The sequence below is a fragment of the Kribbella sp. VKM Ac-2569 genome (assembly GCF_004216905.1).
In the GTDB taxonomy this organism is placed as follows: domain Bacteria; phylum Actinomycetota; class Actinomycetes; order Propionibacteriales; family Kribbellaceae; genus Kribbella.
The window spans coordinates 587,792-610,087 of the sequence record NZ_SGXJ01000001.1 but is presented as its reverse complement, the minus strand read 5'-3'; the positions used below and the strand labels follow the sequence as shown (position 1 = coordinate 610,087).

The following is a 22,296-nucleotide window of genomic DNA, read 5'->3' as shown; positions in this document are numbered from 1 at the left end:
GAATGAGCGCGGGCCGGGTGATGTTGGCCAGTGTTGACAAGAGACTTCCGTGCCGACTGAGCTGTACGTCGGCACTTGAGCAGATGACTGGAGTCAGGAATGACTGAAGCGCAGACCGAGCAGGCCGTTGCCACTGGTGTTCTCCTCACCGACGGGGCCGCCGCCAAGGTGAAGGCGCTGCTCGACCAGGAAGGCCGCGACGACCTCGCGCTGCGGGTCGCCGTGCAGCCGGGTGGGTGCTCCGGGCTGCGGTACCAGCTGTTCTTCGACGAGCGTCAGCTCGACGGCGACGTGGTGGCCGACTTCGGTGGTGTGAGTGTCGTCACCGACCGGATGAGCGCTCCGTACCTGAAGGGCGCGTCGATCGACTTCGTCGACAGCATCGAGAAGCAGGGCTTCACCATCGACAACCCGAACGCCACCGGCTCCTGCGCCTGCGGCGACTCGTTCAACTGAGGCTGAGCAACTGAGTTAGCCCTGAAGCCCCTGGCCGCCGGCAAGGCGACCAGGGGCTTCGGCATGTCCGGACTTCCGTAGCGATCGTGCCAATGTGTGAGTCGAACGCTTGTTGGGTACGTGTCGCCCTGTGTGGGACTACATAACTGAGCGTAATTCTCAACTGCTCTATCAGAGCTACCAGCACCTGAGCCTGGTCATCCAGTGCGTGCTTCTGGCCACCGTGATCGCGGTCGGCCTGGCAGTCGTCGTGCACCGCAACCCGCGGATCGCGTCGCTGGCCGGCGCGGTCAGCGCGGTCGGTCTGACGATCCCGTCGTTCGCGCTGCTCGGCCTGATGATCCCGGTGGCCGGCATCGGTACGGCGACCTCGGTGGTCGCTGTCACGTTCTACGCCTGCCTGCCGATCCTGCGGAACGCCGTGGTCGGCCTGGCCGGCGTCGACTCGACGCTGATCGAGTCGGCGCGCGGGATGGGCATGGGCGCGGTCCGGACCCTGTTCCGGATCGAGCTGCCGCTGGCCTGGCCGGTGATCCTGGCCGGCGTCCGGGTCTCGGCCCAGATGTCGATGGGGATCGCGGCGATCGCGGCGTACGTGCTCGGCCCCGGCCTGGGCAGCTTCATCTTCACCGGCCTGACCCAGATCGGTGGCAAGAACGCTCTGAACTCCGCGCTGGTCGGCACGATCGGCGTGGTCCTGCTCGCTCTGATCCTGGACGCCATGCTGCTGCTCGTCGGCCGCCTGACCACCTCGAGAGGTATCCGTGCCTGAATCCGAACCAGAAGTCAGCGGCGTCGACATCGAGTTGACCGATGTCGTCAAGCGGTACCCGGGCCAGAAGAAGCCCGCTGTCGAGGGCCTGTCCCTGCACATCCCGGCCGGCGAGATCGTGATGTTCGTCGGCCCGTCCGGCTGCGGCAAGACCACCTCGCTGAAGATGATCAACCGGCTGATCGAGCCCACGTCGGGCAGTATCCGGATCGGCGGCGAGGACGTCAGCCGTTCCGACGACGACGATCTGCGGCGCCGGATCGGGTACGTGATCCAGGGCGGCAGCCTGTTCCCGCACATGACCGTCACGCAGAACATCGCCCTGGTCCCGGGGCTGCTCGGCTGGGACAAACGCCGTACGGCGGAACGTGTCGACGAACTGCTCGAGCTCGTCGGCCTCGACCCGAACCGGTACCGCGGCCGCTACCCGCGCGAGCTGTCCGGCGGCCAGCAGCAACGCGTCGGCGTCGCTCGCGGACTCGCCGCCGACCCGCCGGTGATCCTGATGGACGAGCCGTTCGGCGCGGTCGACCCGATCACCCGGCAGCGGCTGCAGGACGAACTGCTCAGCATCCAGGAGGAGCTGCGCAAGACGATCGTCTGCGTCACGCACGACTTCGATGAGGCGGTGAAGCTCGGCGACCGGATTCTGATCCTCACCGAGGGCGCGAACATCGCGCAGTACGACACCCCCGAGGCGATCCTGGCGAACCCGGCGGACCGGTTCGTCGCGGACTTCGTCGGCGCCGGCGCCGCGCTCAAGCAACTCACGTTGAGCCGGGTGAGCGAGATCGAGCTGGGGCAGCCGACGGTCGCGGAGATCGGCGACTCGGCACCCGCCGTACTGCGGGCCGCGAAGAAGGCGGGTGACGACTCGGTCGTCGTCCTGGACGGCCGGCGGCGACCGGTCGACTGGATGTGGACATCCGACTTGTCAGATGTCGACAATGTGCCGGCGCCGCACGACGACACCGACCTGGTGACGATCGACCGGCGGGCGACCCTGAACGACGCGCTCGACACGATGCTGATGTCCAGCCACGGCAGTGCGGTCGTCACCGGCCGGCGCGACGAGTACCTCGGCGTGGTCGACTTCCAGGCCGTACTCGCCCGCATCCAGGACGGCAACGGCCAACCGGAGGCGGAGGTCGCGCAATGACAGTACCGATGCCGCGACTCCGTCGCGGCGGGTCATGGGGCTGTAACTCCCGGCCTTCCCTCGTCGCTCCGGTCGCTTCGCTCCCTCCGCTCCTCAGTCCAGGCCGGGAGGCCCCATGACCGCACTGGACCCTGGACCGGATCTCAAGGCGCCGGAGAACCTCGCCGATGCGAAGGCGACTGCGGCCGGGCTCGCGAGCAACCGGGCACGTCGGCCGTCGTGGGGGCTGTTGATCGGGCAGCCGTTGTTCGTGGCCGTCGTGATCGGGGTATGGGCGATCTGGCGGTCCCGTGCCGAGCTCGACTCGATCGAGCAGCGGCAGCTCGACTGGAAACTCGTGGGCCAGCTGACCGTGGAGCACCTCAAGCTCACGGTCGTCGCCACGATCATCGTGCTGCTGGTCGCCGTACCGCTCGGCATCATGCTGACCCGGCCGCGGGCTCGCCGGGCCGCTCCGGTCGTGGTCGCGATCGCGAACGCCGGCCAGGCGGCGCCGGTGATCGGGCTGATCGTGCTGCTCGCGATCTGGCTCGGCTTCGGCTTCTGGACCGCGATCCTCGCGCTCTGCCTCTACGCGATCCTGCCGGTACTGCGGAACACGATCGTCGGCCTGCAAGGCGTCGACCCGACCCTCGTCGAGGCTGGTCGCGGCATGGGCATGTCGAGCGTCGCCGTCCTCGGACGGATCGAACTGCCGCTCGCGGTGCCGGTGATCATGGCCGGCATCCGTACCGCACTGGTCCTGGTCGTCGGTACGGCGACCCTCGCGACGTTCATCGACGCCGGGGGACTGGGCAGCCTGATCACCACCGGCATCCGCCTGCTGCGCTACCCGGTGCTGATCAGCGGCGCCGTACTGGTCGCGGCGCTCGCGCTGCTGATCGACTGGGCGGGCCGAGTACTGGAAGAAGTCACCCGACCGAGAGGGCTCGGATGAAGCGGCTCGTCGCGGCAGCGTCCGCGCTACTCGTACTCCTGGTCCCAGTCCTGTCGGGCTGCGGCCTCGGCACCAGCGGCGGCTTCGTACCGACCGGCGCACTCCAAGGACCGCTCTCCGAGGTGAAGAACCTCGACGGGCTGAAGATCGCGATCGGCTCGAAGAGCTTCCAGGAGCAGCTGATCCTCGGAAAGATCGCCGCGATCCTGATGCGTTCGGCCGGCGCGGACGTCCAGGACCTCACCAACATGCCCGGCTCCGACACGTCCCGCCAGGCGATGATCCAGAACCAGATCCAGATGGCCTGGGAGTACACCGGCACCGCGTGGATCTCGTACCTCGGCCACGACACCGGCATCCCCGACAAGCAGCAGCAGTACGACGCCGTACGCAAGGAGGACGCGCAGAAGTACGGGCTGATCTGGTTGAAGCCTGCTCCGATGAACAACAGCTACGGCTTCGCGATGACCCGGAAGGAGTCCGACCGGCTCCACGTCACCAAGCTGTCCCAGGTCGAGTCGCTGCCGGTGAAGGAACGAACGTTCTGTGTCGAGTCCGAGTTCGCGAACCGCAACGACGGGTTCGAGCCGATGCTGAAGCACTACGGGATCCCGTTGGGTTCCGGCGTACCGCGCAACAACATCCGGACCCTGGACACGGGCGCGGTGTACGCCGCGACGAACAAGGGGGACTGCCGGTTCGGGGAGATCTTCACGACCGACGGGCGGATCAAGTCGCTGGACCTCGTCGTACTGCAGGACGACAAGAGGTACTTCCCGGCGTACAACGTGGCTCCGGTGATCAGCAAGAAGGTGCTGGACAAGTACCCGCAGCTGCGCGAGCTGCTGCAGCCGGTGTCGGACAAGCTCACCGACGAGGTGCTGATCGAGCTCAACGCGCAGGTCGACGTCGACGGACGTGAGCCCGCCGACGTCGCCATGGACTGGTTGGTGAAGGAGGGGTTCGTCAGCCGTGACTGACGCTCTCCTCGCGGGCGCGCTTCGGGAGTAGGTACGACACCGCGAGGCTGACGACGAACAGTCCGATCGCGACCAGGACCGAGGTTTTGGTTGCGCCCAGGAACGCGTGGGTCGGCAGCAGTTGGAAGAAGACGGTGCCGATCACGGCGACTCCGATCGCACCGCCGTACTGCTGCATGGCGGTCAGTACGCCGGACGCCGATCCCGCGGCCTGGTCGTCGATCGAGGCCAGGATGATGTCGAACAGAGGGGCGAACACCATGCCGGCGCCGATCCCGGTGGCCAGCGTCGCCGGGACCAGGTTCCAGATCGTGGTCGCGTCGCCGTGCGTGTGCAGGGTGAACCAGACGCCGACCATCGCGACCGTCATCACTGCGATGCCTAGCTGTAGCGCCTTGCGGCCGAGCTTCGGGGCGAGCAGGCCGGCGGACAGCGGCGCGCCGATCGCGATGCCGAGCGAGAACGGCACCATCGCGAGGCCGGCTTTCAGCGGGCTGTAGTGCAGGCCGAGCTGGGTGAACAGGTTGAAGACCAGCATGAAGCCGTTCATCGCGAGGAAGAACGTGGTGATCACGCCGAGGCCGGCGACGTACCCGCGGTTGCGGAACAGCGACGGGTCGATCACCGGGTTGCCGGAGCGGCGCTCCCGCCAGCCGAACAGCGCGAAGACCGCGACCGACGAGGTCAACATCAGGATTGTCCACAACGGCCAGCCGAGCTCGCGGCCCTGCACCAGCGGGTAGATCAGCAGGCCGGAGGCGAGGCTGACCAGGATCACGCCGATGGCATCCAGCCGGGAGGCGCCGGTGGTCTTGACCTCGGGCATGAAGCACAGCGCGCCGGCCAGGGCGGCGATCCCGATCGGGACGTTGATGAAGAAGATCGTCCGCCAGCCGGCGTCGAACCAGTTCGCGTCGATCAGTACGCCGGCCAGGATCGGGCCCGCGACCGCCGACAGCCCCATCACCGGGCCGAACATCGCGAACGCCTTGCCGAGCTCGTCCGACGGGAAGATCGACTTCAGGATCGCGAAACCCTGCGGGATCATCACCGCGCCGAGCAGGCCCTGGGCGACCCGGCTGCCGATCAGCAGTTCGGGGCTGGTGGCCAGCCCGCAGACCGCGGACGCGATCGTGAACCCGAGAGCTCCGATCACGAACAGCCGCCGGCGGCCGACCAGGTCGCCGAGCCGCCCGAAGGTGACCAGCCCGATCGCGAAGGCCAGCGTGTATCCGGCGAGCATCCACTGCATGGCCGATTCGGAGCCGCCGAGGTCGGCCCGGATCGACGGAGCAGCAATGTTGACAATCGTCGCGTCGACAAGATCCATGATCTCGGCGACGAGGATGGTGGCGACCACGAGCCAGCGCCAGCGGTACGGCGTTCCGCGCGGGGTCGTCGTGGTGTCGGGTGGGGTCTGTACGGCGGCGGCGCTCATCGGTGGCTCCTTAGGATGGGATGCGAACGGTGTTCGTTGACGAACACTGTTCTACGCGCGAACAGTGTTCCCGTCAAGTACGGCGTTCGCTACAGTGGTTCGCATGACCCAATCGCCGTGGCAGCCGATCAGTCCCGCCAAGCCCGTGCGTCCGGCCAAGGAGCCGTTGAACCGGGAGCGGATTGTCGACACTGCCCTGCGGGTGATGGTCGACCAGGGGTACGAGGCGGTTTCGATGCGCAAGATCGCGCAGGAACTGCACACCGGCCCCGCCTCGCTGTACGCGCATGTCGCGAACAAGAAGGAGCTCGATCAGCTTCTGGTCGACCGGGCTGCGCAGGCGATGAACCTGCCGTCGCCGCCGGATCCCGAGCGCTGGCAAGAGCAGTTGAAGGAAGCGATGCGCGAGATGCTGCGCGCGATGCGGACGATGCCCGGTGTGGCGCGCGCTGCGATCGGGGCCGTGCCGCTGGGGGAGGCGGCGCTGCGGACTTCCGAGTGTCTGCTCGGCATCCTCAAGGCCGGCGGACTGCCGGATCAGGCTGTGGCGTGGGCCGTCGATCTGATTCCGCTGTACGTGACCGCGGTGGCGTTCGAGGAGAACGTGCAGCGGGCCGACCAGTGGAGCCCCGAGGATCTCGAGCGGTTCCTGGACGGTTTGCGGTCCTACTTCGCCTCGTTGCCGGCCGACCGGTTCCCGCTCACGATGGCGCTCGCGGGTCCCTTGACGGCCGGTGCTGCCGGTGATGACCGGTTCGAGTTCGGAATCTCGGTGATCACTGCCGGTCTCGCGTCGCTCGCTGAGCGCCACTGAGCGGGCACCGAGCGGCATTGGGTGGAATTGAACGATTTGGCGTGATCGACCGGTAGCCATCGCTTGTGGTTCACGATTGCACATGGCTAACCTTCGGATTGTCAACAAAACTACGACCTGATCCCGTGGGGTGTGTGGATTGTCTGCGGGTGGGCACTCGGGTGAGGCCGTATGACGACAGGAGGAAACCGTGGACTCCGAGACCCAGCCGCCCGAGAGCGCTCAGCCCCCGCAGGGTGGAAGCGCCCAGGACCGGCCCCCCGTGACCACGACGGAACAAGAGCAGCCGCCCGGAGTGCTCAGGAAAGCGATCGCCGCCTCGGCGATCGGCAACGCGACCGAGTGGTTCGACTACGGCATCTATGCCTACGGCGTGACGTACATCTCGGCCGCGATCTTCCCGGGCGACACCGAGAGCCAGACCCTGCTGGCGCTGATGACGTTCGCCGTCTCGTTCCTGGTCCGCCCGCTCGGCGGGCTGGTCTGGGGCCCGCTCGGCGACCGGCTCGGCCGCAAGCACGTGCTGGCGATCACGATCCTGATGATGTCCGGCGCGACCCTGCTCGCCGGTCTGGTCCCCTCGTACGACACGATCGGCCTCTGGGCGCCGATCCTGCTGGTCCTGCTGCGGATGGTCCAGGGCTTCTCGACCGGCGGCGAGTACGGCGGTGCCGCGACCTTCATGGCCGAGTACGCGCCGAGCCGCAAGCGCGGGTTCCTCGGCAGCTTCCTGGAGTTCGGCACGCTGGCCGGCTTCTCGCTCGGCGCGCTGCTGATGCTCGGCTTCTCGCTGGTGCTCGGCGACGAGGCGATGCACGCGTGGGGCTGGCGGCTGCCGTTCCTGGTCGCCGCGCCGCTCGGCCTGGTCGGCGTCTACCTCCGGTCCCGCCTGGAGGACACGCCGGTCTTCCGTGAGCTCGAGGCGAAGGGCCAGAAGGAGCAGGAGACCACGACCCAGTTCAAGGACCTGCTGGCCGTTTACTGGGCCCCGATCCTGCGGCTCGGCGGCATGGTCATCGCGTTGAACGTCGTGAACTACACGCTGCTCACGTACATGCCGACGTACCTGGAGAAAGAGATCGGGCTGAGCGCGGACGAATCGCTGATCGTGCCGATCATCGGAATGTTGACAATGATGATCTTCGTCCCGTTCGCCGGGCGGGCGTCGGACCGGCTCGGGCGCAAGCCGCTGTGGTGGGCGTCGCTGGCCGGCTTGTTCGTGTTCGGCGTACCGATGTTCCTGCTGATGGGGACGAACGTGGCCGGCGCGATCATCGGCTTCGCGGTCCTCGGACTGCTGTACGTGCCGCAGTTGGCGACGATCTCCGCGACGTTCCCGGCGATGTTCCCGACGCACGTCCGGTACGCCGGATTCGCGATCGCGTACAACGTGTCGACGTCGCTGTTCGGCGGTACGGCGCCCGCGGTCAACGACTGGCTGACGGCCAAGCTGGGTGACTCGCTGGTACCGGCGTACTACATGATGGCGGCCTGCGTCGTGGGTGCGCTCGCCCTCGCCAAGGTCCCCGAGACGTCACGGTGCCCGCTCAACGGCACCGAGATCCCGGGCACCGACGACGCCCCGCCGCCGGTCGCCCTCGAACCGGCCCACGCCAAGGCCTGACCCACGCCAAGGCCTGACGCACGGATCCGCGCTCTCCGGAAACAATTCGCCAACCAGCGCGAAAGAGTTTCCGGAGAGCGCGGATCCGACCCCGCCGAACCCAGCAGCCGAGGACTCAGCCGACTACTGCGGTGACTGCGTCGGACCAGAGGCCGGCGGCCTCGTCGATCTCGTCGGGGGAGACGACCAGCGCGGGAATGAAGCGCACGACCTGCCCCCAGGCGCCGCACGTGAGCAACAGCAAGCCACGGCGTGCCGCCTCCTGCTGGACCGCGGTGGCGGTCACGGGGTCCGGCTTCCCGTCCGCGTCGCGGAACTCGTTGCCGATCATCAGCCCGAGCCCGCGTACGTCGGTGATCTGCTCGTGCTTGTCCGCGACCAGTTGCAGCGCCTGCTTGAGCTGAGCGCCACGGTCCGCGGAGTTCTGCACAAGGCCCTCGTCCTGGATCACATCCAGCGTCGCCAACGCCGCCGCACACGCGACCGCGTTCGCGCCGTACGTGCCGCCCTGCGAGCCGGGCCACGCCTTCTCCATCAGCTCCGACGACGCGGCGATCCCGGACAACGGGAACCCGGACGCGAGACCCTTCGCCGTGACCAGAACGTCCGGGTGCGAACCGAAGTGGTCGCCGCCCCAGAACTTCCCGGTCCGTCCGAACCCGGTCTGTACTTCGTCCATCACGAGCAGGATCCCGTGCGCGTCGGCGCGCTCGCGGAGGCCCGCGAAGAACCGCTCGTTCGCGGGCACGTACCCACCCTCGCCGAGCACCGGCTCCACGAAGAATGCCGCGGTGTCGGCCGGCGTGCTCAACGTCTGCAAGACGTAGTCCAACTGGCTGAGCGCGAAGTCGGTCGCCTGCTCCACGGGCCAGCCGAAGTGGCCGGGGTCCGGGAACGGCGACACGTGCACGCCGGCCATCAACGGGCTGAAACCGGAGCGGAACTTGGTCCCGGACGTGGTCATCGTGGCCGCCGCCACGGTCCGGCCGTGGAAGCCGCCGTGGAACACGATCACGTTCGGCCGGCCGGTCGCCTGGCGGGTGAGCCGGAGTGCCGCCTCGATCGCCTCGCTGCCGGAGTTCGCGAAGAACATCCGGTCGAGGTGCCGGGGGAGGACCTCGCCGAGCCGGTCCACGAGCGTGAGCAACGGCCGGTGCATGACGGTCGTGTACTGCGCGTGGATGATCCGGCCGACCTGCTCCTGGGCGGCCGCGACGACCCGCGGATGAGAGTGCCCGGTCGACGTGACCCCGATGCCGGCGGTGAAGTCCAGGTACCTGCGGTCGTCCTCGTCGAACAGTTGAACGCCCACACCGCGGGCGGCGACCACGCCGGTCGCCTGCTTGAGGATCTGCGAGAGCTCTGCCACGGACTTCCCCTCCAGTCGTCGGATGGTAGATTGTCGACAATCAGCCTATCTCAGCTGTCGAGGCCGGTGAAGGGGTGCAGATGGAGCAGTCGAGGGTGGACGAATCGAGGGTGGTCGAGGCCGTCGAGAAGCGGCTGTTCATCGATGGGAAGTGGACCGACGCGACCCGCGGCGCGACGTTCGACGTCGTCGATCCGTCGACCGGCGAGGTGCTCTGCGCGGTCGCCGACGCGTCACCGGCGGACGGGCGGGCCGCGCTCGAGGCAGCCGCCGCTGCCCAGCCGGACTTCGCCCGTACGTCGCCACGCGAACGGTCCGACATGCTGATGACGGCGTACGAGCTGTTGATGCAACGCGTCGACGATCTCGCGTTGCTGATGACGCTGGAGATGGGGAAACCGCTGGCCGAGGCTCGCGGCGAGATCGCGTACGCGGCCGAGTTCTTCCGGCACTTCGCGGGCGAGGCGGTCCGGATCGACGGCGGGTACCAGACCGCGCCGGCCGGGAACGCCCGCTTCCTGATCACCAAGCAGCCGGTGGGCCCGTGTCTGCTGATCACCCCGTGGAACTTCCCGATGGCGATGGGGACCCGCAAGCTCGGCCCGGCGATCGCGGCCGGCTGCACGAGCGTCATCAAGCCCGCCCATCAGACACCGCTGTCGATGCTGGCGTTGATGGGGATCCTGGCTGAGGCCGGCGTACCCGCGGGAGCCGTCAACTGCGTCACCGCGATGGATGCGGGCGGCGTGATGGAGCCGCTGATCCGATCCGGGCTGGCGCGGAAGCTGTCATTCACCGGGTCCACGCGGGTCGGCCGGGTCCTGCTCGAGCAGTGCGCGGAGAAGGTGCTGCGGACGTCCCTCGAGCTCGGCGGCAACGCGCCGTTCGTGGTGTTCGAGGACGCGGACCTGGACGAGGCGGTGACCGGCGCGATCGCGGCGAAGATGCGGAACATGGGCGAGGCCTGTACGGCGGCCAACCGGATCTTCGTGCACGAGTCGGTGATCGACGAGTTCGGGCGCCGGCTCGCGGAGCGGATGGGCGAGCTGACGGTCGGGCGCGGTACCGAACCGGGTGTGAACGTCGGCCCGCTGATCGACGAGGCGGGCCGGGAGAAGGTGCGGACGCTGGTGGCGGACGCGGTCGGACGGGGTGCGACCGTGCTCACCGGGGGAGAGGTTGCGGCAGGTAACGGGTACTTCTACCCGCCGACGGTCCTCACTGGCGTCCCGCGGGACGCGGCGATGGCGGACCAGGAGATCTTCGGGCCGGTCGCGCCGCTGACGCCGTTCAGCACCGAGGAGGAGGTCGTGCGGGCGGCGAACGACACGGAGTACGGGCTGGTCGCGTACGTGTTCACCAACGACCTGCGGCGCGCGCTCCGGGTCGCGGAGTCGATCGAGACCGGGATGGTCGGGCTGAACCAGGGCGTGGTGTCGAATCCCGCCGCGCCGTTCGGGGGCGTGAAGCAGTCCGGGCTGGGCCGCGAGGGCGGCGCGGTCGGGATCGACGAGTTCCTCGAAACCAAGTACATCGGCATCGCGGTCAGCTGACGGGGCCCAGGGGCGGGGCTCAGCGGTTGACGAGGCGCTCTATGGCGTCGTCCATGTGGGCGCTCAGGAGCTCGTCGGTGCGCGCGACGTCGCCGGTCCGGATCGCGTTGGCGAGCCTCTGGTGCTCGATGGCGCGGGCGTCGGTGCCGAGGTACGTCTCCTCCAGGGCGTGGATGCACATCCGCGTCTCGATGATGGACGTCTGATGCATCCGCAACAGCCGGGGGCTGTCGGCCAGCCGCACGAGCAGCTCGTGGAACGCGATGTCGAGCTCGCCGACCGCGGCCGGATCGCCTTCGGCGGCCGCCATCTGGTCGACGATCGCGAGCAGGGCCAGTCCGACGGTCTCGAAGTCGCCGTCGCGGAGGATCTTGAAGGCCGCGGCGCGCTCGATCGCCTCGCGGGCGAGGTACATGTCGCGTATGTCCGCGGGCGTCATGTCGATGACGAACAGGCCGCGGTTGCGGATCGAGACCAACAGCCCTTCCTGGGTCAGGCGCTGCATGCCCTCCCGCAACGGACCGCGGCTGACGCCCAGCTTGCGGGCCAGGTCGGCCTCGACGATCTGGGCGCCGGGCTTGAACTCCCCGTGGCCGATGGCCTTGCGCAGTTTGTCGGCGATGATGCTCGGCGTCGACTCCTGAGCCAGCGGCTCGATGTAACTGGTCACTCCGAATTCCCCCTTGTGGCGAACAACGTCCCCAGATCTGGCAAGGAGGGTACAGCCCCGGCCAACTCGAGCCCCTTCCAGACCGTCACCTGGTTCGCGGTCAGCACCGGTTTGCCGACTGCGGCCTCCAGTTCGTCGACGATCCCCAGCGTGTGCATCGCGGTGTCCGGCACCAGGACCGCCTCGGCGTCCGGGTGGTCGGCCGCCTTCACCATCGCGATCACCTGCTCGGGTGCGAGTGTCCCGACCTCGGCGGCGGTGATGATCCCGTTGCTGCCCATCGACACGACGTCGACGCCGCCCATGGTCAGGAACCGGACGAAGTGCTGCGCGACGTCTTCCGGGTACGACGCGGCGACGGCGACTCGCTTGACGCCGAGTGCCCGGCACGCGTCGACGAACGCGATCGAGGTCGAGGACGCCGGTACGCCGAGCGCCTGGGCCACGCCGGCTGCCTGGATGTTCGCACCCTCCCGGCCGAACACGAAGCTGCCCGAGGTACACGCCCACATCACCGAGTCCGGCCGTGCCGGCTTGAGCTCCGCGGCCCCTTCGGCGAGCCGCTCCGCCCGGCCGAGGTCGAGGAGCGCGTCCACCCGATGCGCGTCCTCGCCCACCGAGGTGATGACGACCGGAAGCTTCACCGATCCGTCGAGCCGCGCCTCCAGGGACGGGTAGTCGTCTTCCGCGCTGTGTCCGGGGTAAAGGAGTCCTACCGTGACCATCGGGCCTCCTGGCTGGTCCATCGTCCGAAAGGTAGATTGTCGACAATGTTAACCCCAGAGCGCCCCGGCACCGGCTCCGTCGCGTACGACGCCGCGGGCCTGGCCGGCACGCTGCGCCGGGAACTCCGGGGTGCGGTCGGCGACGATCGGGGAACGCGGGCGCTGTACGCGGCGGACGGGTCGAACTACCGCGCGGTGCCGGACCTGGTCGTCGTACCAGCTGATGCCGAGGACCTGGCGACGGCTGTTGCGTTGACTGCTGCGGCTGGGGCGCCGGTGGTGGTGCGGGGCGGCGGTACGTCGATGGCGGGCAACGCGATCGGCGGCGTCGTCATCGACACGTCCCGGCACGTGAATCGCATCCTCGGCATCGACACCTCGGCACGTACGGCGGTCGTCGAGCCGGGCGTCGTACTGACCGATCTGCTGGCCGCCGCGAAACCGCACGGCCTGGCGTTCGGCGCCGACCCGTCGTCGGCAAGCCGCGCGACCCTCGGCGGCATGATCGCCAACAACGCCTGCGGCGCGCACTCGGTCGCCTGGGGCACCACGGCCGACAACCTCCGCTCCCTGGACGTGATCCTCGCCGACGCAACCCGCCTGACCCTCGACTCCGGCATCAGCACGGGTACCGCACCGGAGGCTGTGCTTGCGGAGCTGGCTGCTCGGCCGGGTCGGGAGGGGGAGTTGCATCGGGCGCTTCAGGCTTTCGTAGGGCGGAACGAGTTGCTGATCCGCCGCCGGTTCGGGCAGTTCACGCGGCAGATCTCCGGCTATGCGCTGCATCGGCTGCTGCCGGAGAACGGGTACAACGTGGCCGGTCTGCTGGCCGGTAGCGAAGGCGGTCTCGCCGCGACGCTGCGGGCGACGGTCCAGCTCGTTGAGTTGCCCAAGGCAAAGGTCTTGTGTGTTCTCGGGTTCGCCGACTCGATCACATCGGCCGACTGTGTGCCGGTCGTGCTGCGGCACGCGCCGCTCACGATGGAGTCCATCAACAACGAACTGGTGGACCGGCTGCCGACGGAGGTCCGTGACGCCGCGGTCCACGCCGGGCTCCCGAGCGGCAACGCCTGGCTGCTGGTCGAGATCGCCGGCGATGACGAGACGGTCGCTGCGTCGGCTGCCCGCGCGATGCTCGAGGACCTGCGTGATTCCGGCGCGACCGCGTCCCTGGTGACCGACCCGAAGGCGCAGGCCGTCCTGTGGCGGTGCCGTACGGACGCCGCGGGCCTCGCGACGCGGCGCGCGGACGGAGCCGAGGCGTGGGGCGGTTGGGAGGACGCCGCCGTACCACCCGAGCGGTTGGGCGCGTACCTGCGCGGTCTCGACGAGCTGCTCGGGCGGCACGGTCTGTCGGGTGCGTCGTACGGGCATTTCGGCGAGGGCTGCATGCACATGCGGATCGACTTCGACCTGCTGAGTGCGCGCGGGATCGCGACGTACCGGGAGTTCGTCGAGCAGGCCGCGGACCTGGTGGTCGAGCTCGGCGGTTCGGTGTCCGGCGAGCACGGTGACGGGCGGGCGCGCGGGGAGCTGCTCAGCAGGATGTACGGCGCTGACGGGGTCGCGCTCCTTGGCGAGCTGAAGCGGATCTGGGATCCGGCGGGCGTGCTGAACCCGGGCATGATTGTCGACCCGCCGCAGCTCGACCTCGCGATCCGGCACGACGGTCCGGCGAAGGATCGCAGAATGTTGACAATCTTCGACTATCCCGACGATGAGCACGACTTCGCGCAGGCTCAGCGGCGGTGCGTGGGGATCGGGAAGTGCCGGCAGTCGTCCGGCAGTGTGATGTGCCCCAGCTACCAGGTGACGCGGGACGAGGTGCACTCGACGCGTGGACGGGCGCATCTGTTGTGGGAGATGTTGCAGGGTGACCTGATCACGGACGGGTGGCGGTCGACCGAGGTACGCGACGGGCTGGACCTTTGCCTGTCGTGCAAGGGATGTCTGTCGGACTGCCCGGTGAATGTCGACGTGGCGACGTACAAGGCCGAGTTCACTCATCACCACTACGCGCGCCGTCCGTGGGCGCGGCCGTTGTCGCACTGGTCGATGGGTTGGCTGCCTGTGTGGTCGCGCCTTGCGTCCCGAGCGCCGGGCCTCGCGAACCGGTTCGCCGGCCTGCAACTGACAAAGCGCCTCGGCGGAATCGCGGCCGAACGGGAGGTCCCGCCCTTCGCAACGGAGACCTTCACACACTGGTTCACCCACCGCAACAGCCCATCTTCGGCTGGTGGGCGGCGGGTTGTTCTTTGGCCGGATACGTTTACGAACTACCTCGCGCCGGAGATCGGCCGTGCCGCGCTCGCCGTACTGGAGGCCGCCGGGCACGAGGTTGTCCTGCCCGCGAAGCCGGTCTGCTGCGGCCTCACCTGGATCTCGACCGGCCAGCTCACCACCGCCCGCCGCGTCCTCGACCGGTCCCTCCGCGTACTCGCTCCGCACCTCCAAGCCGGTACGCCGATCGTCGGCCTAGAACCCAGCTGTACGGCGGCCTTCCGCCACGACGCCCCCACCCTCCTCGCCGACAACCCGCTTGCGGCGTCGGCGGGCGCGAACATCCGCACGTTCTCCGAGCTGCTCGCCGAGTCCGGCTGGCAACCGCCGTACGTGGGGGGAGCGGCGTTCGTCCAACCGCACTGCCACCAGCACGCCGTCCTCGGCTTCGACGCCGACCGCAAGCTGATGGAAGCGGCCGGCATCGAGGCGGGTCTCGCGGACCCGGGCTGCTGCGGCCTCGCCGGCAACTTCGGCTTCGAACGCGACCACTACGAGATCTCCAAAGCAGTCGGTGAACGCACGCTGCTCCCCGCCGTACGGTCGTTGCCCGAGACAACCACCGTCCTGGCCGACGGCTTCAGCTGCCGAACCCAGATCTCCCAAGCCACACCCCGCCACCCCCGCCACCTGGCCCAACTCCTGGCCGAAGCCCTCCCCACGCCACCCGGCTAGGGAGCGAGTTTGTCGGTGGCTCGGCGGAGGCGGGTGATGCCTTCGTGGATGCGGGCGGGGGGCGTCGAGGCGAAGCAGAGGCGGAAGGCGTTCTGGAAGCGGGCGGTGGGAGAGAAGGCCGGGCCGGGGATGAACGCGACGCCTTCGGCCAGCGCGAGTTCGAACAGTTCCTCGGCGTTGACGCCGTTCTCCAGCGTGACCCAGAGGAAGAAGCCACCTTCCGGATCGGTCCAGTGCGCGATGTCGCCGAAGTGCTCGGTCAGCGCGGCACGCATCGCTTCCTTGCGCTGTTTGTACGCCGCTCGCTGCCGAACGAGATGCTCCTCGAGATGCCCGCCGGTCAGGAACCCGGTGAGCAGCCGCTGTGCGGGCAGATTCGTGCAGGTGTCCATCGCCTGTTTCGCGTTGATCAGCAGCTGCTGCAGTTCGGGATCCGCGTCGACCCATCCGACGCGCAGACCCGGCGCGACGACCTTCGAGAACGTCCGTACGGCGAAGACCAGCGGATCGCCCGCGCCGAGTTCGCGCAGCGTCGGAAGCGGCTCGCCCGCGAACCGGAGCAGGCCGTACGGGTCGTCGTCGATCACCATCGAGCCCCACGACCGGGCCAGCTCCAGCAGGCGATGCCGTCGTTCGAGCGAGAGCGTCGCACCGGACGGGTTCTGGAACGTCGGGATCGTGTAGATCGCCTTCGGCCGCCGCCCGTCCAGCAGCCGTGGTAGATCGTCGACAATCATGCCGTCGTCGTCGACCGGTACCTCGAGCAGTTCCGCGCCGTACGAGAGCGCGGTCGCACTGCCGTTCGTGTACGTCGGCGACTCGACGACGACCAGATCACCCGGGTCGACGAAGATCTTGCAGAACAGGTCGAGGCCCTGCATGCCGCCGGCCGTGATCGTGAGCCGTTCAGCGGTCGTCTCATCGCTGGTCCCGCGCAGCATCTCCAGCAGCGCCGCGTGCAACGGCGGGTCTCCCTCGGTCGCGGCGTAGTCGTAGCTCGAGGGCCGGCTCAGCTCGTCGGCCGCGATCGCGGACAGGATCTGCGCCGGTACCGCCTCGGCCGCGGGTGATCCCATCGCGAAACGGACGATGTCGTGCGTCTGCTTGTGCAGCAGCGACGTACTCGAGTCGATCACCGAACCCACCAGTCCGGCGGCGCGTGCGGCGTACGGGAGTGCTGGCAAGGGACTACCTCCTGATCGTCAGTTCGTGGGACAGACCGGTCAGTCTTTCCACTCCGTCGGCGGCGACCACCACGGGCTCGGACAGCTCGTAGCCCCAGCCGTCCATCCACATCCCGAGGATGAGGTGGAACGCCATTCCCGCGGTCAGCACGGTGGTCTCCTCGGGCCGCAGGCTGACGGTGCGTTCACCCCAGTCCGGCGGGTACCCGATACCGATCGAGTACCCGATCCGGGATTCCTTCACCAGGCCGTGCGCGGCGATCACGTCGTTGAAGGCGGCGTGCACGGCGCCGCCGGTGACACCTCGCCGGATTGCCGATAATGCGGCCTGCATGCCGTCGGCAACGATCTTCGCGGTCTCGCGGATGCGTCGCGGCGGGTCGCCGAGCATCACGGTGCGGGCGAGCGGGGCGTGGTACCGGCCGAACACGCCGGCCAGCTCGATCGTGGTTGCCTCGTTGTCGACAAACGGACGATCGCTCCAGGTGAGGTGCGGCGTACCGGCGGCGGCACCGGTCGGCAGCATCGGCACGATCGCCGGGTACTCACCGCCGTGCTCGGGCGTCCCGATCGTCTGCGCGGCGAGGATCTCCGCGGCCACGTCGCACTGCCGCCGACCCGGCTGGAGCCGATCGAGCGCGGTCCGCATCGCCTGCTCGGCGATCCGGCCGGCGATCCGCAGTTGGCCGATCTCGTACGGCGACTTGACCAGCCGGACCCAGTTCACCAGCTCGGCCGAGTCGACCAGCCGGCGTCCGGGCAGACCGTTGCTGAGGGCAAGGTAGCTGCGCGCGGTGAAGTAGTGCGCGTCGCTCTCGATCGCGACATCGGCGCCCGCCGGGATCAGCTCGCGGCAGACGTTCGCGATCCAGTCGTACGGATGGACGTCCGACCGGTGTACCAGCTGCTCGGGATACCCGTGGATCTGGTCCGCACGCAGGTTGCAGGTGTACGACGCTCCGGCCGCGTCCATCGCCCGCGCGAACAACCGCACGTCGCCCTCGGCCGGAACCAGCAGGCACTGCGGCGTGTAGAACGACCAGGCATCGTACCCGGTCAGGTAGAAGAGGTTCGCGGGATCGCTGACCACGAGCGCGCCCAGACCACGCTCGGCCAGTACGGCGCGGACCTTCGCCAGGCGGGCGCCGTACTCATTGATCGGAGGCTCGATCATGGGAGGCTCAGCAATCGCTGTCCCGGACCGATCCCGGTATGCCCGGCGAGTTCGAGCACCGACCACATCGTGACCTGGTTCGCGGTCAGCACCGGCTTGCCGAGCGTGGCCTCCAGCCCGGCGATCACGTCGTACGTCGGAAGGTTCGTGCAGCTGATGAAGATCGCCTCGACCAGGTCGCTGTCGACGCTGCGAACCAGCTCCACGGTCGTCTCGTAGGGGACGGCCCAGATCTGCGCGATCAGGCCGAGCCCGGCGGTCGCGACCACCTCGATCCCGGCCTGGGCGAGGAATGCAGTCAGCCCTGCGGTCAGGTCGTTCGTGTACGGCGTGACTGTCGCGATCCGGTTGACTCCGAGCCGGCGCAGCGCCAGCAGCAACGCACCGCTCGTGGTGACCGCGGCCGGCGCTCCGGCGCCGACCATCGCGTCCACGAGCGCCAGCTCGCCGGTCAGTCCGCCGACAAAACTGCCGAACGTGCAGGCGTAGGCGACCGCGAGCGGGGCCACCGCGAGCACGTCGTACGTCGTCCGCGCGATCAGCTCCGGATCCGAGATATGTACCGCCATCTCGACGGTGGCGGCCATCGGTGCGTACGGCGTCCGCGTGACGTGCAGCGTGACGTCGTCGGGCACCCAGCGCCACAGCTCGCGGTCGAGCGCGAAGTCGTACGGCGCGACGACACCGATACCCGTCTGCAGCAGTGGAGGCACCGCCGCCGGCAGCGGATGGGTGGAGGGACGCGTGCTCATGCGAGTCAGTGTGCGGCCATCAGGAGATTGTTGACAATCCTACTAGCGAGTTCCTAGCCTCGATGACGTGCCAGCCTCCCCGCCAGCAAGCGCCGAGCGACCTGTGATCGCGGTGCTCTGCGAGCGCTCGACCGACCGTCCGCCTGGCCTCGAAGGGCTGCCGGTCGACTTCCGGTACTGCGCCGCGGACGGCCTGGGCGAAGCGGTCCGGGGTGCGCGAGCCCTGATGCTCTGGGACTTCTTCTCGACGGCGGTCCGGGACGTCTGGGCGGACGCCGAGGCACTCGAGTGGATCCATGTGACCGCTGCCGGTGTCGACACGCTGCTCTTCGACGAACTGCGGGACTCCGCGGTCGTGGTCACGAACGCGCACGGTGTGTTTGACCGGCCGATCGCCGAGTACGTGCTCGGCGCGGTGATCGCGAACGCCAAGGACAGCCTGCGCAGCTTCGATCTGCAGCGCGGCCGTCGCTGGCAGCACCGCGAGACCCGGAGCGTGCTGGGCGCGAGGGCACTGGTCGTCGGGACCGGTGCGATCGGAAGAGAGACTGCCCGGCTGCTCCGCGCCGCCGGGTTGGAGGTGCGGGGCGCCGGCCGGGTCGCGCGAGGGGACGACCCGGACTTCGGCGAGATTGTTGCCAGCAGCAATCTTCCGGCCGAGGTCGGATGGGCTGACCACGTCGTGATCGCCGCACCGTTGACCGCCGCGACCCGCGGGCTCGTCGACGCGGCGGTCCTCGCCGCGATGCGGCCCGGCGCGCACCTTGTCAACGTTGCCCGCGGTCCGATTGTCGACGAAACCGCACTGCTCACCGCGGTCCGCGACGGACGGATCGCAGCCACCCTCGACGTCTTCGACACCGAGCCGCTGCCACCGGACCATCCGCTCTGGCACGCGCCGAACGTGACTGTCACCGCGCACATGTCCGGTGACGTAGTCGGCTGGCGCGACACCCTCGCGGACCAGTTCGCGGCCAACGTCCGGCGCTGGCTGGCCGGCGAACCGCTGCTGAACATTGTCGACAAGAAGCTTGGCTACATTCCGACAGGAGATCGATGAGACAAGCATCCGAGCTGGTCGAGGGTTACCGCACCGGCGAGCTGTCCCCGGTCGAGGCGACGCAGGAAGCGCTGGACGCGATCGAGCGGTACGACGAGCAGGTCAACGCGTTCGTGCTCGTCGACGCCGAGGGTGCGCTCGCCGCGGCGAAGGAGTCGGAAGCCCGCTGGCACTCCGGCACGCCACTCGGACCCGGCGACGGCGTCCCGACGTCCATCAAGGACGCATTGTGGACAAAAGGCTGGCCGACAATGCGCGGCAGCACGATGATCGACCCGGCCGGACCGTGGGACGAGGACGCGCCGTCCGTCGCGCGGCTGCGTGAGACCGGCGCCGTCTTCCTCGGCAAGACGACGACGCCGGAGTACTCCTGGAAGGGCGTCACCGACTCGCACACGTACGGCGCGACGGGCAACCCGTGGGATCCGTCGAAGACGTCGGGCGGATCGAGCGGCGGTTCGGCGACCGCGGTCGGACTCGGGATGGGCGTGTGGTCGCTCGGCACCGACGGCGGCGGATCGGTCCGGATCCCGGCCGCGTTCACCGGTACGGTCGCGCTGAAACCGACGTACGGACTGATCCCGTTGTTCCCGCCGAGCGCGTTCGGGACGCTGTCGCACGCGGGGCCGATGACGCGGACCGTACGAGACGCGGCGGCGCTGCTCGACGTGGTCACCGGGTTCGACGCGCGGGACTGGTCGGCGATGCCGACTCCGGGCCGGTCGTTCCTGGACGGGCTCGACGACGGGGTCGCCGGGTTGCGGATCGGGTTCTCGGTAGATCTTGGTTTTGTTGACAATCATCCGGAGGTCGAGGCGCTGGTCCGGACCGCGGTCGGCGTACTCGAGAGTCTGGGCGCCGAGGTGACGGAGGTGGATCCGGGGTTCGCGGATCCGATCGACGCGTTCAACGTGCTGTGGTGGTCCGGCGCCGCGAAGGTGCTCTCGGCGTACACGGTCGACGACCGCGTCGATCCGGGACTGCGCCGGGTCGCGGAGCTAGGCGCGGCGTACTCCGCGTCGGACTTCCTCGACGCGAGCGCGATCCGGATGGACCTCGGGACGCTGATGGGCCGCTTCCACGAGCGGTACGACGTACTCGTCACGCCGACGTTGCCGATCACGGCGTTCCCGATCGGCCAGGACGTGCCGGACGGTTCGGCATCGCCGGACTGGACCGACTGGACGCCGTACACGTATCCGTTCAACCTCACCCAGCAGCCCGCGCTGAGCGTGCCGTGCGGCTTCACCCGTGCCGGGCTGCCCGTGGGACTGCAGGTGGTCGCGCCGCGGCATGCCGACGCGCTGACGCTGCGGGTCGGCCAGGCGTATCAGGCGGCCACGGACTGGCATCGGCGTACCCCGACCTTGGAGGCTCAGTGAGCAAGCACATCTCCGTCAGCCTGGACAAGCGCGGCGTGAGCTGCGTGGCGAAGTTGCTCGATGACGTGGCGCCGCGGACGTGCGCGGCGGTGTGGGACGCGCTGCCGCTGTCGGCGCCGGTGTTCCACGGCAAGTACGCGCGGAACGAGATCTACACGTTGTTGCCCGGATTCGCGCCCGATCCCGGCAAGGAGAACACGACTGTCACACCGATCCCGGGGGATCTGTGCTGGTTCTCGTTCGACTCCGACGATCTGGGGAATCCGGCGTACGGGTACGAGAACACGACCGGCACCGGGACGACTGGTGCGATTGTCGACCTTGCTGTGTTCTACGGCCGCAACAACCTGCTGATCAACGGCGATCAGGGCTGGGTCCCGGGCAACGTGTTCGGCGCGATCGCCGAGAACCTCGACGAGTTCGCCGCCGCTTGCCAGGACCTTTGGATGGGCGGCGCTCGGGGAGAGACGCTGTCGTTCAGTCGGTTGTGAGCGGCTGCTGCAGTTCGGTGACCCAGTGCTCCGGGTCGTCCGGGGTGTCGAGGTAGAGCTCGCGGGCCGGCTCGGCCGCGCGTCGGTCGTTGTCGTCGAGCCACCGCGCCAACGCCTGCCAGGAAGGCAGTACCTGGTCGATCGGCCCGCGGTGTACCAGCGTCGCGGCCTGCGTCAGGGGCAGGTCGATCACCTCCAGTCCGTTGAGGTTGCCTCCGGCATCGACCGCGGCCGGAACCGTCGCGCGTACGACGACCTCGTCCTCGGACTCCTGCGCATACAGGCAGGTCAGCCGACCGGAGGGCCGTACGTCGGCGTCCGGCAAGCGTCGGCCGAGTTCCGCGCACAGCGGGTGCACTACGGGCGTGATGTCGTCGGGCGTGAAGCTCGCGGCCGTGGCGGTGAGGCCGACGAGCCGTACGGCGGGCAGCTCCTTGACCACAATGTCGACAGTCGGAATGTCGGCTTCCAGACCGCGCAGACGTGACTCGACCTGCGTGAGCCGCGCGGAGCTCTCGGCGAGCATGGTCTCCAGTTGTGCCCGTCGCATCGTGAGCATCGTGCGCAGCTCGGCCGGGCCGAGATTGTCTGCAATCATTTTGCCGACTTGGTCGAGGGAGAAGCCGAGGTCCTTGAGCGCGACGATCCGGTTCAGGTCAGCGAGCTGGCCGGCGGTGTAACTGCGGTAGCCCGTGACGGGATCGACGTACGCCGGTCTCAGCAGGCCGAGTGCGTCGTAGTGCCGCAGCATCCGAATCGACACCCGGCCGTGGCGGGCGAACTCTCCGATTGCGAACATGA

Annotated in this window: 20 protein-coding genes; 12 read left to right on the top strand and 8 right to left on the bottom strand. The window is 68.7% G+C overall.

The genetic code is table 11. The features are described 5' to 3' along the window. Nucleotides 1–99 precede the first annotated feature (99 nt). The 5 genes from EV649_RS02780 (at nucleotide 100) to EV649_RS02760 (ending at nucleotide 4,304) form a co-directional block, all read left to right on the top strand. Nucleotides 100–456: an iron-sulfur cluster assembly accessory protein gene (locus EV649_RS02780; RefSeq protein WP_130380162.1), complete on the top strand. Its 357-nt coding sequence runs from the start codon at nucleotides 100–102 to the stop codon at nucleotides 454–456. Between the two features lie 208 nt (nucleotides 457–664). Further along, on the top strand, nucleotides 665–1,228 hold the full coding sequence (locus EV649_RS02775) for an ABC transporter permease (RefSeq protein ID WP_241997678.1): 564 nt from the start codon (nucleotides 665–667) through the stop codon (nucleotides 1,226–1,228). Next, nucleotides 1,221–2,387, top strand: coding sequence for an ABC transporter ATP-binding protein (locus EV649_RS02770; RefSeq protein WP_130380158.1), 1,167 nt, complete (start codon nucleotides 1,221–1,223; stop codon nucleotides 2,385–2,387). The genes EV649_RS02775 and EV649_RS02770 overlap by 8 nt, the downstream gene beginning before the upstream one ends. A 115-nt stretch (nucleotides 2,388–2,502) precedes the next feature. Continuing rightward, on the top strand, nucleotides 2,503–3,324 hold the full coding sequence (locus EV649_RS02765; RefSeq protein ID WP_130380156.1) for an ABC transporter permease: 822 nt from the start codon (nucleotides 2,503–2,505) through the stop codon (nucleotides 3,322–3,324). Further along, entirely contained in the window at nucleotides 3,321–4,304 is a 984-nt protein-coding gene (locus tag EV649_RS02760) for a glycine betaine ABC transporter substrate-binding protein (protein ID WP_130380154.1), read from the top strand. Before EV649_RS02765 ends, EV649_RS02760 begins: the two co-directional genes overlap by 4 nt. Here EV649_RS02760 and EV649_RS02755 read toward each other — a convergent pair. Continuing rightward, the gene (locus tag EV649_RS02755; protein ID WP_130380152.1) at nucleotides 4,291–5,742 is read right to left on the bottom strand and encodes a DHA2 family efflux MFS transporter permease subunit; all 1,452 of its coding nucleotides are present in this window, start codon (nucleotides 5,740–5,742) and stop codon (nucleotides 4,291–4,293) included. The genes EV649_RS02760 and EV649_RS02755 overlap by 14 nt on opposite strands. 103 nt (nucleotides 5,743–5,845) lie before the next feature. Here EV649_RS02755 and EV649_RS02750 point away from each other — a divergent pair, with 103 nt between their 5' ends. Both EV649_RS02750 and EV649_RS02745 read left to right on the top strand, forming a co-directional pair. Next, complete coding sequence (locus EV649_RS02750) at nucleotides 5,846–6,556, top strand: TetR/AcrR family transcriptional regulator (protein WP_130380150.1); 711 nt, start codon at nucleotides 5,846–5,848, stop codon at nucleotides 6,554–6,556. Nucleotides 6,557–6,818: 262 nt separating this feature from the next. Then, nucleotides 6,819–8,180 carry an MFS transporter gene (locus tag EV649_RS02745; protein ID WP_130380148.1) on the top strand — a complete coding sequence of 454 codons (1,362 nt, stop codon included), beginning with the start codon at nucleotides 6,819–6,821 and terminating at the stop codon, nucleotides 8,178–8,180. 115 nt (nucleotides 8,181–8,295) lie between these two features. On the opposite strand, the gene EV649_RS02740 is transcribed toward EV649_RS02745, so the two are convergent. Continuing rightward, nucleotides 8,296–9,549, bottom strand: coding sequence for an aminotransferase class III-fold pyridoxal phosphate-dependent enzyme (locus EV649_RS02740; protein WP_130380146.1), 1,254 nt, complete (start codon nucleotides 9,547–9,549; stop codon nucleotides 8,296–8,298). Between the two features lie 80 nt (nucleotides 9,550–9,629). Between EV649_RS02740 and EV649_RS02735 the strand changes: the two genes are divergently transcribed. Continuing rightward, the gene (locus EV649_RS02735) at nucleotides 9,630–11,102 is read left to right on the top strand and encodes an NAD-dependent succinate-semialdehyde dehydrogenase (RefSeq protein WP_130380144.1); all 1,473 of its coding nucleotides are present in this window, start codon (nucleotides 9,630–9,632) and stop codon (nucleotides 11,100–11,102) included. A gap of 19 nt (nucleotides 11,103–11,121) precedes the next feature. On the opposite strand, the gene EV649_RS02730 is transcribed toward EV649_RS02735, so the two are convergent. After that, nucleotides 11,122–11,772, bottom strand: coding sequence for a GntR family transcriptional regulator (locus EV649_RS02730; RefSeq protein WP_130380142.1), 651 nt, complete (start codon nucleotides 11,770–11,772; stop codon nucleotides 11,122–11,124). Then, entirely contained in the window at nucleotides 11,769–12,497 is a 729-nt protein-coding gene (locus EV649_RS02725) for a maleate cis-trans isomerase (protein ID WP_157996234.1), read from the bottom strand. Before EV649_RS02725 ends, EV649_RS02730 begins: the two co-directional genes overlap by 4 nt. A gap of 45 nt (nucleotides 12,498–12,542) precedes the next feature. Here EV649_RS02725 and EV649_RS02720 point away from each other — a divergent pair, with 45 nt between their 5' ends. Then, nucleotides 12,543–15,452 (top strand): FAD-binding and (Fe-S)-binding domain-containing protein, encoded by a 2,910-nt coding sequence (locus EV649_RS02720; RefSeq protein WP_130380140.1) that lies wholly within the window; start codon nucleotides 12,543–12,545, stop codon nucleotides 15,450–15,452. Here the strand turns inward: EV649_RS02720 and EV649_RS02715 are convergent. The 3 genes from EV649_RS02715 to EV649_RS02705 are packed head-to-tail and all read right to left on the bottom strand — an operon-like array spanning nucleotide 15,449 to nucleotide 18,562. Further along, nucleotides 15,449–16,636 carry a PLP-dependent aminotransferase family protein gene (locus EV649_RS02715; RefSeq protein ID WP_130380138.1) on the bottom strand — a complete coding sequence of 396 codons (1,188 nt, stop codon included), beginning with the start codon at nucleotides 16,634–16,636 and terminating at the stop codon, nucleotides 15,449–15,451. The two genes, EV649_RS02720 and EV649_RS02715, sit on opposite strands and share 4 nt — an antisense overlap. Before the next feature lie 4 nt (nucleotides 16,637–16,640). Then, nucleotides 16,641–17,810, bottom strand: coding sequence for a M24 family metallopeptidase (locus EV649_RS02710; RefSeq protein ID WP_130380136.1), 1,170 nt, complete (start codon nucleotides 17,808–17,810; stop codon nucleotides 16,641–16,643). Beyond that, a complete protein-coding gene (locus EV649_RS02705) occupies nucleotides 17,807–18,562 on the bottom strand; it encodes an Asp/Glu racemase (RefSeq protein ID WP_198682276.1) in 756 nt (251 codons plus the stop codon). The genes EV649_RS02710 and EV649_RS02705 overlap by 4 nt, the downstream gene beginning before the upstream one ends. Before the next feature lie 67 nt (nucleotides 18,563–18,629). Between EV649_RS02705 and EV649_RS02700 the strand changes: the two genes are divergently transcribed. From EV649_RS02700 to EV649_RS02690, 3 genes are read left to right on the top strand one after another with little or no spacing between them, the layout of a single operon-like run. After that, on the top strand, nucleotides 18,630–19,622 hold the full coding sequence (locus tag EV649_RS02700; protein WP_241997677.1) for a D-2-hydroxyacid dehydrogenase: 993 nt from the start codon (nucleotides 18,630–18,632) through the stop codon (nucleotides 19,620–19,622). Continuing rightward, nucleotides 19,619–21,004, top strand: coding sequence for an amidase (locus EV649_RS02695; protein ID WP_130380134.1), 1,386 nt, complete (start codon nucleotides 19,619–19,621; stop codon nucleotides 21,002–21,004). The genes EV649_RS02700 and EV649_RS02695 overlap by 4 nt, the downstream gene beginning before the upstream one ends. Continuing rightward, entirely contained in the window at nucleotides 21,001–21,495 is a 495-nt protein-coding gene (locus tag EV649_RS02690; protein WP_130380132.1) for a DUF3830 family protein, read from the top strand. The genes EV649_RS02695 and EV649_RS02690 overlap by 4 nt, the downstream gene beginning before the upstream one ends. On the opposite strand, the gene EV649_RS02685 is transcribed toward EV649_RS02690, so the two are convergent. Beyond that, nucleotides 21,482–22,294, bottom strand: coding sequence for a MerR family transcriptional regulator (locus EV649_RS02685; RefSeq protein WP_130380130.1), 813 nt, complete (start codon nucleotides 22,292–22,294; stop codon nucleotides 21,482–21,484). The two genes, EV649_RS02690 and EV649_RS02685, sit on opposite strands and share 14 nt — an antisense overlap. Nucleotides 22,295–22,296 lie beyond the last annotated feature (2 nt).